This is a genomic window from Saccharopolyspora taberi (genome assembly GCF_039534165.1).
In the GTDB taxonomy this organism is placed as follows: Bacteria; Actinomycetota; Actinomycetes; order Mycobacteriales; family Pseudonocardiaceae; genus Saccharopolyspora_D; species Saccharopolyspora_D taberi.
Genome location: NZ_BAAAUX010000014.1, coordinates 844,136 through 859,743 on the forward strand (window position 1 = coordinate 844,136; position 15,608 = coordinate 859,743).

A 15,608-nucleotide genomic window follows, 5' to 3' on the forward strand; every position below is an offset into this window, starting at 1 on the left:
GTCGAAAGGCACCCATGAGCAGCTATCCGCACCTGCTGTCCCCGCTGGACCTCGGCTTCACCACGCTGCGCAACCGCGTCGTGATGGGCTCCATGCACACCGGGCTGGAGGACCGCGCAGGCAACTTCCCGAGGCTGGCCGAGTACTACGCCGAGCGCGCCCGCGGTGGTGCGGGGCTGATCGTGACCGGCGGCTTCGCGCCCAGCCGCACCGGATGGCTGTTGCCCTTCGCCTCCAAGCTGACCACCAGGGCCGAGGCTCGGCAGCACCGGCAGCTCACCTCCGCCGTCCACCAGGAGGGCGGGAAGATCGCTTTGCAGATCCTGCACGCGGGCAGGTACTCCTACCACCCGCTCAGCGTCTCCGCCTCGGCCGTCAAGGCGCCGATCAACCCCTTCAAGCCGCGGGCGCTCAGCGGGCGCGGAGTGCGCGCCCAGATCGACGCGTTCGCGCGTACCGCCGTGCTGGCCAGGGAGGCCGGCTACGACGGCGTGGAGATCATGGGGTCCGAGGGCTACTTCATCAACCAGTTCCTCGCCCCGCACACCAACCGCCGCACCGACCAGTGGGGCGGATCCCCGGAGAACCGGCGGCGGCTGGCGGTCGAGATCGTCCGCCGGACCCGCGAGGCCGTGGGCCAGGACTTCGTCCTGGTGTACCGGCTGTCGATGCTCGACCTGGTGAAAGGCGGGCAGACCTGGGACGAGGTCCTGGCGCTGGCCGCGGAGGTGCAGGACGCGGGCGCGACGATCATCAACACCGGGATCGGCTGGCACGAGGCGCGGGTGCCGACGATCGTCACCTCGGTGCCGCGCGGCGCGTTCACCTGGGTCACCGCGAAGCTCAGGCCGCACCTGCGGATCCCGGTCGTCACCTCGAACCGGATCACCATGCCCGAGACCGCCGAGGAGGTCCTCGCGCGGGGCGACGCGGACATGGTGTCGATGGCCCGCCCGTTCCTCGCCGACCCGGACTGGGTGGTCAAGGCCGAGCAGGGCCGCAGCGACGAGATCAACGCCTGCATCGGCTGCAACCAGGCGTGCCTGGACCACGTCTTCCAGCGCAGGGTCGCGACCTGCCTGGTCAACCCGCGCGCGGCGCACGAGACCGAGCTGAGGCTGCTGCCCGCGCGCAGGTCGAAGCGGATCGCCGTGGTCGGGGCCGGGCCCGCCGGTCTCGCGGCGGCCACCTCGCTGGCCCGGCGCGGGCACGAGGTGGAGCTGTTCGAAGGGCGGTCGGAGATCGGCGGCCAGTTCAACCTGGCCCGCCGCATCCCCGGCAAGGAGGAGTTCGACGAGACGATCCGCTACTTCACCCGGCAGCTCGACCTCACCGGCGTGAAGCTGCACCTGGACCGCCGGGTGACCGCGACCGAGCTGGCCGAGGGCGGTTACGAGGAGGTCGTGGTGGCCACCGGCGTGACCCCGCGCTCGCCCCGGATCCCCGGGATCGAGCACCGCAGCGTCCTGTCCTACAGCGACTTGCTGCTCGGCGCTCCGGTCGGCGAGCGGGTCGCGATCATCGGCGCGGGCGGGATCGGCGTGGACGTCAGCGAGTTCCTCACCCACACCGGCTCCCCGGCGCTCGCGCCCGAAGCCTGGATGCGCGAGTGGGGCGTGGTCGACCCGGAGGAGGCGCGCGGCGGTCTGGGCGAGCCGCGTCCGGAGCCCTCGCCGCGGCAGGTGTTCCTGTTGCAGCGCAAGAAGTCCAAGATCGGCAAGGGACTGGGCAAGACGACGGGCTGGGTGCACCGGGCGTCGCTGCGCGCCAAGGGCGTGGAGATGCTCAGCGGCGTCCAGTACGACCGGATCGACGACGACGGCCTGCACATCACCCTGGAGTCGCAGCAGTCGCGCGTGCTGGAGGTCGACAACGTCGTCGTGTGCGCGGGCCAGGAGTCGCAGCGCGAGCTTGTCGACGAGCTCACCGCCGCCGGAGTCGCGACGCACGTCATCGGCGGGGCCGACGTCGCCGCCGAGCTCGACGCGAAACGGGCCATCGCGCAGGGGACCGAACTCGCCGCGAGGCTCTAGCCGGCGGCCGTCGGGACTGGCCGGCACGGAGCACGCCGGTCGCAAGCAGCTTCTCGATCTCCACCGCGGCCCCCGATTAATGGGAGGACGTCCCGATTCCAACCGGGATACCGTCCTGCCATGTCCCGCTCAGCCAAGACTTCCCCGTCTCCCGTCACCGCTGATGACCTCGACCTCGCCGTGCACCTCGCGGTCGAGGTCCTCCGCGAGGCACCGCCGGCCGCGTGGGACGGAAAAGCGGGTCCGCTGGAATGGAATTGCTGGGAGACCGTCGAGCACCTCAGCGACGATCTCTTCGCATACGCCGTGCAACTGGGCCCCAGAAATCCGCCCATGGACGGCGAAGTGCCCTTCGTGTGGGAGAGCCGACGGCCCGGCGGCCCCGCGAACGCCATCCACGCGGACGGCGAGGCGGGACCTGAGGGCCTGTTGCAGGTGCTGGAGGCCAGCGGCGCGCTGCTGGTCGCGATGGTGCGCACGACGCCCGCGCACGTTCGCGCCTACCACGTCTTCGGCACCTCCGACGCCGAGGGCTTCGCCGCGATGGGGATCGTGGAGACCTTGGTGCACACCCACGACCTGGCGCAAGGGCTCGGCCTCACCTGGAACCCACCGGCCGGCCTGTGTTCGCGGGTGCTCGCCCGGCTGTTCCCGAACGCCCCGGGGTACGCGGAACCCTGGCCCGCCCTGCTGTGGGCCACCGGACGCGCCGAACTGCCCGGGCGCCCTCGTCTGACCACGTGGCGCTGGGACGGCACACCCCGCGCGAACGGGAACACCTCCGCAGCAGGCTGATCACAGATTCCGGGCCTGCGGAGCCAACGGCACCGCGGGCCGGCGAGCCTTCCCAGCGATCTCCCAGCCTGCGTTCACCTGATCGCCGTCTTGTTCGCTGATGTTCGATGTTGTCCTATTTTGGGGACACGCCTGGCCGGTCGGGGCCGCATCCGGTCCCCGGCCGCTGCGAGTGAGGAGCGACGATGACGTCCACGCGATCCCGCCGAGCGAGGCTGATGGTGTCCCTCGGCGCCGCCGTGACCACCTGCTTGGCGCTGGCGCCCACCGCGTCCGGTGCCCTGCCGGACGACGGCCTGGCCGCGACGCCGCCGATGGGCTGGAACTCCTGGAACACCTTCGGGTGCAACATCAACGAACAACTCATCCGAGAAACAGCCGACGCGATCGTCGCCTCCGGCATGCGCGACGCCGGATACCGCTACGTCAACATCGACGACTGCTGGGCGGAGCCGGAGCGCAACGCGGAGGGCGAGCTGGAGCCGCACCACGAGCGCTTCCCCAGCGGCATCAAGGCGATGGCCGACTACGTGCACGGCAAGGGCCTCAAGCTCGGCATCTACACGAGCGCGGGCACCCGGACCTGCGCGGACACCATGCCCGGCGCGCTCGGCCACGAGGAGGTCGACGCCCGGACCTTCGCCGAGTGGGAGGTCGACTTCCTCAAGTACGACAACTGCAACAACCAGGGGGTTCCGGCGACCGAGCGCTACGCCGCGATGGGCGACGCCCTGCGAGCCACCGGGCGCCCCATCGTCTACTCGGTCTGCGAATGGGGCGAGAACGCTCCCTGGGAGTGGGCACCGGACGTCGGCGCGCACCTGTGGCGCACCACCGACGACATCAAACCCGCCTGGGACACCGGCAACTCCGACGGCTTCCCGATGGGCGTGGTCAACATCATCGAGGCCAACGGCAAGCTCGCCGAACACGCGGGCCCCGGCGACTGGAACGACCCCGACATGCTGGAAGTCGGCGTCCACGACGTGGAGGGCTACCCCGGTCTGACCGACACCGAGGCCGTGGCGCACTTCAGCATGTGGTCGATCATGGCCGCACCGCTGATCGCGGGCAACGACGTGCGCGAGATGCCGGAGAACGTCAAGCAGATCCTGACCAACCGCGAGGTGATCGCGGTCAACCAGGACGCCGCGGGCAAGCAGGGCGCTCCGGTGCGCGATGACGGCGACCAGGAGGTCTGGGTCAAGGAGCTCGCCGACGGCTCCCGCGCGGTCGCGCTGTTCAACCGCGGCGGCGAGGCAGCCACCATCGCCACCACCGCCGAGGAGATCGGCGCCAAGCAGGCCGGGCGGTACGTCCTGCGCGACCTGTGGGCGCACACCGACACCGAGACCGGCGGCGAGATCAGCGCCGAGGTCCCGTCGCACGGCGTCGCGCTGCTGCGAGTCACGCCGAAGCGCTGACCGAGTCGGGCCGCGGCGCGGATCCGCGTCCGCGCCGCGGCCGGGCGCTCAGCACCACGACCAGCACCAGCACTTCGAACAACGGGCTCGGAAATCCCGTGACAAGACCGAGCGCGATGTCGGCGATCGGCGCGAACACCGCCACCGCGAACACCCGCTTCGACGCGGCAGGCAGTTTCCGCGTCGAAGCCCACGGGGTCCTCCGCCACGGCTTGGCCACCGACAGCCACGCTTGGAAAGCGATCGCCGACGCCATCAGCGCGGTCCCGGCCAACAGCGGAAGTGGCGGCGCCGCCCCGGCTTCGGCGTCCGCGGCCGTGGCGCGCAGCGCGCCGGACAGGACGAAGATGCCCGCGTAGAGCTGGACGCCGGTGATCGCGAACTTCGCCAGCACCCACCAGTTCCGGAAGAACCCCCACGGCGTGGCGGCGGCCAGCACGAACCCGGTAAACGCCCCGGCGTTGGCCAGCGGCGCGAGCAGGGCGGTGTCCACGACGTGCGCCATCGATGTCGCCGCCACCCGCACTTCCCGCTCGGCGCTGCCGAAACCGGCCGACAGCAACGTGAACAGCACGAGGGCCTGTGCCATCCAGCCCACCGAAGTGATCACGTGCAACCACACCAGGGCCTGCCGCCACCGCTGAGAACCCACCACGCCCGCAACTGTGCGTCCCGTGCAGCCGCGGCAGGATCCGGAATCGCCCGGAGAAGACCCCGATCCAGGAACGGCTATCCGGACTGGGGTTTTCCCGGGGGAGCCTCATCGCACTCCCACGGACACTGCGAACGCAGCCAGAACTCGTGGAGTGAGACGTTTTTCCGCACGAACCGCGCGAGCCCGCACCAGGTGCGCCCGAAGACCCACATCAGTCTCAGCTTCGTCCGGAAAGGAATTTCCTTCTCGATCAGCGTCACAACAACGTCCCCAACCTGGCTTGACGACGAGCTCTCGGCTTTGTGACCACACCTGGATCATCGGTGCGCTATCGGACACCCTCCTGTTCCGCGGAGACACCGCCGCGCCGCTGGAAGATCCCGTTCAGGCGCCCGTGCGCCGCCATGATCCCGAGGATGACCAGCGCCGCGCCGACCGGCTGGTTCCAGCTGAGGGGTTCGCCCAGCAGCACGATCCCGAGGATCACGCCCACGACCGGCGAGAGGTAGGTGACCGCGGCGCCGTTCACCGCGCCCCAGGCGGAAACGATGTTGTTGTTCCACACGTAGGCCATCCCGGTGCCGAAGGCGCCGAGGACGACCATGCTGAGCACGACCGTGACGCTCAGCCCGTCGACCGGTTCGCTCGCCACCCAGGGCGTCGCGACGATCATGATCACGGCTCCGATGAGGACCTGGACGAACGCGAGCGTGGGCGCCGGCAGGCCGCGGCCCGCGACGAAGCGCCGCAGGTAGGCGAAGGCGAGGCCGTAGCACGCGGTGGCGCCGAGGCAGGCCAGCTGGGAGAGGAAGTCGTTGTGCTCGCCCAGCCCGCTCCAGGGGCCGATGATCGTCACCACGCCCGCGAAGCCCAGGCCGACCCCGAGGGTGCGGGGCCGGTTGAACCTTTCAGTCGGCAGCATGGCCGCGGCGAAGACCATCGCGACCAGCGGCGTGGTGGCGTTGAAGATGCTGGCGAGCCCCGACGAGATCTTCTGCTCCGCCCAGGCGAACAGGGTGAACGGAACCACGCACAGCAGCACGGTGACGACCGTGAGGTGTCCCCACACGCGCGGGTCGCGCGGGAGCGGGCGGCGGGTGATCGCCACGAGCGCGCCCAGCGCCAGCGCGCCGAAGACCATCCGGGCGAGCACCACCTGCGTCGGGGAGAGATCTCTCAGGCCGATCTTGATGAACAGGAAGCTCGATCCCCACGCCATCGCGAGCAGGACGAACTGCGCCACGACCTTGGACTGCGCCCTGCTGGGAGCCTCGACCATGCGGTTGCTTCCTCACGTCTGTCCCGATCCACCCCAGGGGCAGTCAACCTTGCGATCGGTCGTGAGGCTAGCGGATTGCGGACATCGCATTTCCGGCTCGGCGCGGCCGGCCCGAGGGCTCGCCGGGCTCAGCCTGCGACGAACTCGGACACGACTCGGACGAACTTCTCGGGGTCGTCCCGTATGACCCCGTGCCCGCAGTCCGGGAACTCCTCCAGACGTACCAGGTTCGCGGGGATCGCCTCGGCGATGTCGCGCTGCTCGGCGATCGGCGTGATCGGGTCGTCGTGGCCACCGACCACCAGCGTCGGGCAGCGCACCTCCCCGAGCCGCGGACGGATGTCGAACAGCGCGCCCTCCCCGGTCGGGCGTTCGAAGTACGGCAGCACATCCTCGTTGGCGATGGTCCGCTTCGACGCGTCCGGGTCCGGTGCCCGCCTGCTGTAGAGCGGCCCGCACACCCGGCGGTAGTCCGCGAGCGCCTCCGCGGTCCGCTCCGCGAACAGCCGCCGGGTCACCTCCCGCGCCTCGGCGCCGCCGACGCGTTCGAACGCCTCGAACATCCGCTCCAGCCTGCCGCGGTCGCCGGTACCCCTGCCGGACGTGCTGACCAGCACCAGCTTCGACGGGTGGTCGGCGTGGCGCACGGCGTACTCCATCGCCACGTACCCGCCGAACGAGGTGCCGAGGACCACCGGACGCTCGATGCCCAGCCGCTCGCAGAACTCCCGGAGGTCGTCGGCCCACTGCGCGAGCGACCAGCGGTCCGGGGTGCTGCGGTCGCTGCGCCCGTGACCGCGCTGGTCCAGGTAAACGACCTGACCGTCCCCGGCCAGCGCGTCGAAATCCGGGCGCAGCGAGGAGTGGTCCAGGCCGGGACCACCGTGCAGGCACACGATGGTCGGCCGCTCCCGCATGACCGCTCCGTCGGGGACCAGCCGAGCGCCCACCACGTCGAAGAACAGCTCGATACCGCCAACCCGGACGCGCAACCGTCAGTCCCCTCCCCGGCTCATGGCCTCGCGCAGGCTCTTGGGCCGCATGTCGGTCCAGACCTGCCTGATGTAGTCCAGGCACTCCGCCTTCGGTCCCTGCTTGCCGACCTCGGTCCACCCCGCGGGGATCTCCTTGAAGGTCGGCCAGATCGAGTACTGCTCCTCGCGGTTGACCACCACGTGGAAGGTCTCGCCGTGCTGGTTCTCGCTGCCGTTGTTCTCGCTGCCGGTCATCGGGGCACTCCTCTCGTTCGTCATCCCTGCTGGGCGGGCGCGGACACCCGGAACGTCTTCGTCGTGCTGCCGCCGTCCTTGCGGAAGTGGATGAGCTGGTTGTAGAAGCCGTCCACCGGGGAGCCCGGGTCCGACAGCAGTTCCGCGACCCTGCGCTGGATGGCCTCGGAGCGCTCGGCCGAGAGGTGGGAACGCTCCGCGAGATCGTTGCGCAGGATGCGCTGAACTCCTTCGACGGTGTCGAAAGCCGGGTCCAGGTAGGCGGAGCTGGAGCAGCCCGCTTCGCCCAGCCGCGCGGTGATCGACGCGCGTTGTTCCGTGTCCCCGCCGGAGCCCACCGAACGCCAGGTGGCGATGAGGCCGCCGGCGATCGGCGAGAGGTGCTTGGGCAACGCGTCGAGAACCGGCCACACGACGCTGTTGCCGATGTCGCCCAACGTCGCCGGTTCCTCGTCCCGCACGACCGGCGCGTACGGCGTGTTGCACAGCACGTGGTCGAACTGCTCGTCCGGATCCAGCGCCGCCAAGCCGTCGGACTCGCGGAACTCCGTCCGCTCCGCCAGCCCGTTGAGCACGGCGTTGGCCCGGGCGATCGTGACCGCGGGTGCGCTGAGCTCGACGCCGACCGCCTGAACGGCCCCGCGTTCGGCGCACAGCAACGCCTGGATACCGGTTCCGGAGCAGATGTCCAGCGCCCGCTGCCCGGCCAGCGAACGCGGGATGGTCCTGGCGACGACGGCGGTGGAGAGGTCGAACCAGGTGTGGGTCGGTCCGGTGCGCGTGGGGTACGACGGCGGGATGCTGCTGATCACGATCAATCCCTCGGCGGGGACCAGCAGCAGGCTGGGGGTGCGCCAGCCACCGTTGCCGTCGCGGACCAGCAGTTCGGCGTCGAGCAGCGCGGTGACGATCCCGTCCGGAACGGCCGCGCGCAGGTCCTGGTCCTCGACGGTCTCGCCGAGGCGGAACAGCCGGAACAGGACCGCGTGCTCGAACCCGAGGCGCGCGACGACCTTGCGCAGCGGTTCGAACGCCGGGAAACCGGTCATGCTCGGGCCGAGTTCCAACGACATCCGGAGATCGAGCATCGCGTACATCATCTCGTCGAGGTAGTCGCGGACCTTGACGAGCGCGGTGGCGTCCAGCCTCATCTCATGCACCTTCCGATTCTTCCTGCGGGCCGGCACAGTCCCGCACCGCCTGGTCCAGCTGGTGTCGCAGGAGCTCGGCGAGGGAGTGGACCTGGGGCGGTCTGAGCATGCTGTAGTGGTCGCCGGGAACGATGTGCGAATCGACGGATCCGGCCCACGGTCCCCACTGCCTGGCGAGGCCGGAATTCCCCTCGGCGCTTTGGAAGAGGACGATCCGCTGGTCCGTCGGGCGCAGCCGGTGCTGGGCAACTGCCTCGGAGTTGCGGGTGAACACGTCGAGCAGCCGTTGGGTGTCCACCTTGGACGATATTCCCGCGTTTTCCAGGATGTCGGCCAGGCGCAGCGGATCCAGGTCCTGGAGGTCGTCGACGTCGCGGTTCGCGAGCCGCAGCGCGTCCGCGGCGAAGCGCGACAGCACGGGAAGCTCGTCGTGGCCCGCGATCGACGCCCGGTGCGCTGGTGGCACGTGCGTGTCGAGCAGGGCGAGCAGACCGACCTCCTCCCCCTGGCGGTTCAGCTCGCCCGCCATCTCGAACGCCAGCAGGCCGCCCATGGACCACCCGGCGAGGAAGTACGGGCCGCTCGGCTGCGCCCGGCGGATCTCCTCTGCGTAGAGCTTGGCCAGCTGCTCGATCGTCGTCGCCGACGTCTCCTCGGGGGCTTGCACCGCGATGAGCCGCCGCTCCAGTGCCCTGGCCAGCTCGGCGTAGCACAACACCTCGCCGCCCACGGGATGCACGCAGAACAACGGCGGCCCCGATCCCTCGTCGCGCACGGGTACGAGGACCTGCCGAGTCCCGACCTCCTCCAGCATTGACGCGAGATGGGCGATGGTCGGCTTCCGGAACAGCGCGGCCAGCGGTACCGCGGCGTCCAGCCTGTCGCGGACCAGCCCCATCATCCGCACGGCGAGCAGCGAATGCCCGCCGAGCGCGAAGAAGTCGTCGTCGATGCCGATCGGCGCGGTGCCGAGCGCTTCCTCCCAGATCTCGGCGAGCTGCCGCTCCACCTGGTTCCTGGGTTCGCGCGACGGCTCCGCGTCCCGCGCCGGACCGGGCTCGGGCAGCGCGCGGAGGTCCACCTTGCCCTGCGGTCCCAGCGGAAGCGCGGCCAGGACGACCACGGCACCGGGAACCATGTGCGCGGGCAACCAGTATTCGAGGAAGCGCCTCAGCTCATCCTCCGCGCACTCCGCTGTTTCGCCGGGCACGACGTAGGCGACGAGTTCCTTGTCGCCCCGCACCGACTCGCGGGCCACGACGACCGCCTGCCGCACGGACTCGTGCCGCTCCAGCACCGCCTCGATCTCGCCGAGCTCGATCCGGTAACCCCGGATCTTGACCTGGTGGTCGATCCGGCCTGCGAACTCCAACCGCCCGTCCGGCAGCCGGCGTCCGAGGTCTCCCGTCCGGTACAGCCGTTCACCGTCGCCGAACGGATCCGGCACGAACCGCTCCGCGGTGAGGTCCGGCCTGTTCAGGTAGCCGCGGGCGACGGTGGCACCACCGATGTGGATATCACCGAAAACGCCGACCGGAACGGGTTCTCCGGCCTGGTCCAGGACGTGGACCCGGGCGTTCGCGATCGGCCTGCCGAGCGGCACGAGAGGACCCCTGGGCACCTCGTCCGGGTCGACCGGATTCGTCAGCACGCCCACGGTCGTCTCCGTGGGCCCGTAGTGGATGGACACCTCGGCGTCCTCGCCCGCCAGCGGCGCGACCGTTCCGCGGATCCAGTCCCACTGCGATGCTTCTCCGCCCAGGGCGAGGATCTTCCTCGGAAGCAGATCGGGCGACGGGACCGCGTCGAGGAGGGCGGCGAGGTGCGAAGGGGCGATCTTGAGGACGTCGATCGGATGCCGCCGGAAGTGTTCGAGGACGGCGTCGGGGTCCAGCGACTGATCGCGTCCCAGGACGTGCAGCGTGCCGCCGTGCCCGAGGGCCGGGATCAGCACCGTCAGGCACGAATCCACGGCCAGCGGCTGCAACAGCCCGTAGTGGTCACCGGGTTCGAGCCGGAACCGCTCGGTGATGCCGACCAGGTAGCTCGTCGCGTTCCGGTGTTCGACCACCACGCCCTTGGGCGTACCGGTGGAGCCGGACGTGTAGATGATGTACGCGGGATGCCGCGGGTCGGACACCCGCGCGGGGTTGGTGTCGGGGTAGTCCTTCAGAGCCTCGGTGACCTCGTCGAGGCGGACGACGGGCACGCCGGTGTCGACGCGGTCGGCCAGGGAGCCGCGGGTCAGCACGACGCGGACATCGGCGTCGGCCAGCATCTGCCGGATCCGCCCGTCCGGAAAGCCAGGTTCGAGCGGTACGTAGGCACAACCCGCTTTCCACGCACCGAGGACGCTGATCGCGGTTTCGGCGGACGTGTCCAGCAGGATGCCGACTGCGGTTTCCGGCGCGGTGCGGGTCAGGAGCTGGTGCGCGAGCCGGTTCGCCTTCCGGTTCAGTTCGTCGTAGGAGAGCCGATCGGCGCCTTGGACAAGGGCAGTGTCGTCCGGGTGGGCTTGAGCGTGCTGCTCGAACAGCTCGTGGACGGTGTTGTGCGGGATCGGGCGGGCGGTGTCGTTCCACTCCTCTGTCACCCGCCGGAGTTCGGACGCAGGCATCAACGGCAGCGACTTCACCGGCCGGGCCGGGTCGGCGATCACTGCCGCGAGTACTTGTTCCACTGCGGTGATCAGGCGTTGTGCTGTGCCAGGGTCGAACAGGCCGGTGTCGTATTCGAGGTATCCCTCGATGCCTCCGGCGACTTCTCCCAGCGACAGCGTCAGTTCGAACTTCGCTGTCGCTGTCGACACCGGTAACGCCTGTACTTCGACGTCGTTCAGTTCCAGGTCCCCAGCAGGCGCGTTCTGCAGGACGAACATCACCTGGAACAACGGGGTGCGGCCCACGTCGCGCGGTGGAGCCAAGTCCTCCACCAACCGCTCGAACGGAACGTCCTGATGCGCGTACGCTTCCAGCGAGGTTTCCCGTACTCGGCGCAGTACCTCGTCAAACGACGGCGAGCCGGACAGATCCGTGCGCATGACCAGGGTGTTGACGAAAAACCCGATCAGCCCCTCCAACTCGGGACGGGTACGCCCGGCCACCGGAGATCCCACGACCACGTCCTCAGTACCCGCGAACCGGCCCAGCACCACCTGGAACGCGGCCAGCACCGTCATGTACACCGTCGCCCCGGACCTGCGTGCGACGCCGCGAACACCCTCGACGAACTCCGCATCCCATGACACCGGAAGCTGGGCTCCCCCACGGGATTCCTGCCCGGTCCGCGGCCGATCCGTCGGCAACGACAACCCCGCCGGCGCCCCCGACAACTGGGACCGCCAGTACTCCAGCTGCGATTCCAGCACGTCACCGTCGAGCCATTCCCGTTGCCATACGGCGAAATCCGCATACTGCACCGGCAGCTCCGGAAGCGACGACTGCCTACCGGCGACATAATCGCCATACAGAACGGACAACTCCCGCAGCAGCACACCCAACGACCACCCGTCGGACACGCTGTGGTGCAACACCACCACAAGCAGCCATTCGTCCGGGGCGACCCGCAGGACACTCACCCGGAACAACGGACCCCGTTGCAGGTCGAACGACCTCCGGGCTTGCCTGCGCGCCCATTCCCGCACGTATTCCTCGGAGGCGCCGAGCTCCTCGGCCACCTCGATGCCCGCCCGGCCAGCGGTCTCCACCACCTGCACCGGCGCGTCATCCGTGCCCGCGAACCGCGTCCGCAACGACTCGTGCCGCATCACGACCTGATCCAGCGCCCACCGCAGACCGTCGAGATCCACGGCTCCGGACAAGCGGACCATGCCAGGGACGTTGTAGGTCGCCTCGCCCGGGGAAAGCTGGTCGAGGAACCACAACCGCTGCTGCGCGAACGACAACGGGAGGGGTCCGTTGCGGTCGGCGACGGGGATCGGTGGCGCCTGCTCCCGACCTGACGCGCCAGTGACCAGTTCCGCGAGTGCCGCGACCGTGGGTCGTTCGAACAACTCCCGCAGCGACACCGCGACGCCGAAGGTCTCGCGGAGCCGGGTCACGATTTGCGTCGCGAGCAGCGAATGCCCGCCGAGTGCGAAGAAGTCGTCGTGGATCCCGACCTGATCCAGGCCGAGGACACCACCCCACACCTCGGCCACGGCCTGTTCGACCGGACCACGGGGCGCTGCGAATCCGGCCCCCACCACGTCTTCGCGCTCAGGGGCGGGCAAACCGGCGCGATCGACTTTCCCGTTGGGGGTGACCGGGAATTTCTCCAGCACGATCACGGCTGACGGCACCATGTACCCCGGCAACGACCGGCCGACCCAGGCGCTCAGCTCGGCAGAGTTCAGCCCCTCGCCGGTGACGTAGCCGATCAGCCGGGGGCCGCCACCGATGTCCTCGCGCAGCACCACAACCGCCTGCCCCACACCCGGACACCGTTGCAGCACCGACTCGATCTCACCCAGCTCAACCCGATGCCCACGAATCTTGACCTGATGATCAACCCGACCAGCAAACTCCAACCGACCATCCGGCAACCACCGCACCACATCCCCAGTCCGATACAACCGGCCACCATCACCAAACGGATCCGGCACGAACCGCTCCGCCGTCAAGCCCCCGTCACCGACGTAACCGCGGGCCAAACCCCGCCCCGCCACGAACAGCTCGCCGAACACACCGACCGGTACCGGCTCCAACCACTCGTCCAGCACATACACCCGCGTGTTCGCGATCGGACCGCCGATCGGCACCGGGGTCTCGCCGTCGACGTCCGAGACGACTTCGCAGCAGGTGAAGGTGGTGTTCTCCGTCGGACCGTAACCGTTGATCATCCGGCATTCCGGGAACCGCTCCCGAACGGCGCGGACGTGCGCCGGTGCGAGCACATCACCGCCCGCCAGCAGGTTCCTGATCCCGGAGAGCGCGTCGAGATCGTGCTCCACCACCTGGTGGAACAGCTGGGCGGTCAACCACAGCGTGGTCACACCGTGCTCGCGCAGGATCCGGGGCAGCTCGTCCAGGTCGAGCGGATCGCTGTCGGCCACCGCCACCCGGGCGCCGTTGAGCAGACCGGCCCAGATTTCGAAGGTCGCGGCGTCGAACGACGCGGGCGCCAGGTAGAGCGTGGTGTCTTCCGGCGTGATCCGGACGTGCTCGGTCGACAGCGCCAGCCGGACCACCGCCCGGTGGGGCACGCTCACTCCCTTGGGGCGGCCGGTGGATCCCGACGTGTACATGATGTAGGCGAGTCGTTCCTGCGACACGGCCGGGAAGGGGACCGGATCGGTCTCGGCCGTCCCTTCGACGTCGTCGAGCGTGATGATCGGAACGTCGGTTTCCGGTAGTCGGCCGCGCAGCTCGTCGTGCGTGACCAGCACCGCCGCCCCGGAGTTCTCGATCACGAACCGGAGGCGTTCCGCAGGTGCGGCCATGTCCAGTGGCACGTAGGCGCAACCCGCTTTCAGCACCCCGAGCATGGCGACCACGGTGTCGATCGACCGCGTCAGGTACAGGGCGATCGGGGTTTCCGGGGCGGTGCCGTCCAGGAGGTGGTGCGCGAGCCGGTTCGCCTTGCGGTTCAGCTCGCCGTAGGTCAGCCGACGGGTTCCCCCAACCAGAGCGATGTCGTCCGGGCAGGCGCGGGCGTGCTGCTCGAAGAGCCCGTGCACCGTGGTCTCGGGCAGCGGACGGGTGGTGTCGTTCCACTCCTCGATCACCCGCCGGTACTCCGGTGCGGGCAGCAACGGCAGCAATCCCACCGGTCTCGACGAATCCTCGACCACCGCCGCCAGAACCTGTTCCAGCGCGGCGATCAGGCGTTGCGCCGTGTCAGCGTCGAACAGGCTGGTGTCGTATTCCAGATACCCTTCGACGCCTCCCGCGACTTCTTCCAGCGACAGCGTCAGCTCGAACTTCGCCGTGCCCGTCGACACCGACGAAGCGCGCACGTCGGCGTCGCCCAGTTCCAGCTGGCCCATCGGCGCGTTCTGCAGGACGAACATCACCTGGAACAGGGGCGTCCGGCCCGCGTCACGCGGTGGCGCCAGCTCCTCCACCAACCGCTCGAACGGAACGTCCTGATGCGCATACGCCTCCAGCGCGGTTTCCCGCACTCGACGCAGCACTTCGTCAAACGACGGCGACCCCGACAAGTCCGTACGCATCACCAACGTGTTGACGAAAAACCCGATCAACCCCTCCAACTCCGGGCGCGTACGCCCCGCGACCGGAGAGCCCACGACCACATCCTCAGTACCCGCGAACCGGCCCAGCACCACCTGAAAAGCCGCCAGCACCGTCATGTACACCGTCGCCCCGGACCTGCGTGCGACGCCGCGAAGGCCGTCGACTAGTTCGGCGTTCCAGGACACCGGAAGCTGCGCTCCCCCACGGGATTCCTGCCCGGTGCGCGGCCGGTCGGTCGGCAACGGGAGCCCGACAGGCGCGCCGGAGAGCTGCGACCGCCAGTAGTCCAGTTGGGACTCCAGCACACCCTCTTCGAGCCATTCCCGCTGCCATACCGCGAAATCCGCATACTGGATGGGCAGCTCCGGGAGCGACGGCTGCCTGCCTGCGACGTAATCGCCGTACAACACCGACAGCTCCCGCAGCAACACGCCCAACGACCATCCATCGGACACGCTGTGGTGCAACACCACGACCAGCACCCACTCATCGGAGGCGATCCGCAGCATGCTCGCCCGGAACAACGGGCCACGGCGCAGGTCGAACGTCCACCGGGCCCGCTCCCCTGCCCATGCCCACACGTCTTCCTCGGAAGCACCGGGCGCCTCGGTCACCTCGATGTCGACCCTGGCGGCGGGCTCGACCACCTGCACCGGCGCGTCATCCACCACGGCGAACCGGGTCCGCAGCGACTCGTGCCGCGCCACGATCTGATCCAGCGCCCACCGCAGACCGTCGACATCCACGGCGCCCGACAGGCGGACCATGCCGGGGACGTTGTAGGTCGCCTCGCCCGGGGAAAGCTGGTCGAGGAACCACAACCGCTGCTGCGCGAACGACAACGGGAA

The 15,608-nt window shown here is 69.5% G+C and carries 9 protein-coding genes; 3 read left to right on the forward strand and 6 right to left on the reverse strand.

What is annotated here, in order from left to right; translation table 11 throughout:
• Positions 1-14 precede the first annotated feature (14 nt).
• The 3 genes from ABD691_RS18210 (at position 15) to ABD691_RS18220 (ending at position 4,252) form a co-directional block, all read left to right on the forward strand.
• Positions 15-2,033, forward strand: coding sequence for an oxidoreductase (locus tag ABD691_RS18210; protein ID WP_344681196.1), 2,019 nt, complete (start codon positions 15-17; stop codon positions 2,031-2,033).
• A gap of 120 nt (positions 2,034-2,153) precedes the next feature.
• Positions 2,154-2,828, forward strand: a complete 675-nt coding sequence (locus tag ABD691_RS18215; protein ID WP_344681198.1) for a DinB family protein — start codon at positions 2,154-2,156, stop codon at positions 2,826-2,828.
• A gap of 185 nt (positions 2,829-3,013) precedes the next feature.
• Positions 3,014-4,252 carry an alpha-amylase family protein gene (locus ABD691_RS18220; protein ID WP_344681200.1) on the forward strand — a complete coding sequence of 413 codons (1,239 nt, stop codon included), beginning with the start codon at positions 3,014-3,016 and terminating at the stop codon, positions 4,250-4,252.
• On the opposite strand, the gene ABD691_RS18225 is transcribed toward ABD691_RS18220, so the two are convergent.
• The 6 genes from ABD691_RS18225 to ABD691_RS18250 form a co-directional block, all read right to left on the reverse strand.
• Positions 4,236-4,907, reverse strand: coding sequence for a hypothetical protein (locus ABD691_RS18225; protein WP_425565101.1), 672 nt, complete (start codon positions 4,905-4,907; stop codon positions 4,236-4,238). The genes ABD691_RS18220 and ABD691_RS18225 overlap by 17 nt on opposite strands.
• A gap of 328 nt (positions 4,908-5,235) precedes the next feature.
• Complete coding sequence (locus tag ABD691_RS18230) at positions 5,236-6,186, reverse strand: DMT family transporter (RefSeq protein WP_344681202.1); 951 nt, start codon at positions 6,184-6,186, stop codon at positions 5,236-5,238.
• Positions 6,187-6,314: 128 nt separating this feature from the next.
• Entirely contained in the window at positions 6,315-7,178 is an 864-nt protein-coding gene (locus ABD691_RS18235) for an alpha/beta fold hydrolase (RefSeq protein ID WP_344681204.1), read from the reverse strand.
• 3 nt (positions 7,179-7,181) lie between these two features.
• Positions 7,182-7,415 carry an MbtH family protein gene (locus ABD691_RS18240; RefSeq protein ID WP_344681207.1) on the reverse strand — a complete coding sequence of 78 codons (234 nt, stop codon included), beginning with the start codon at positions 7,413-7,415 and terminating at the stop codon, positions 7,182-7,184.
• A gap of 20 nt (positions 7,416-7,435) precedes the next feature.
• Positions 7,436-8,566, reverse strand: coding sequence for a methyltransferase (locus ABD691_RS18245; protein WP_344681209.1), 1,131 nt, complete (start codon positions 8,564-8,566; stop codon positions 7,436-7,438).
• Position 8,567: 1 nt separating this feature from the next.
• Positions 8,568-15,602, reverse strand: coding sequence for an amino acid adenylation domain-containing protein (locus tag ABD691_RS18250; RefSeq protein WP_344681211.1), 7,035 nt, complete (start codon positions 15,600-15,602; stop codon positions 8,568-8,570).
• Between the last annotated feature and the right edge of the window lie 6 nt (positions 15,603-15,608).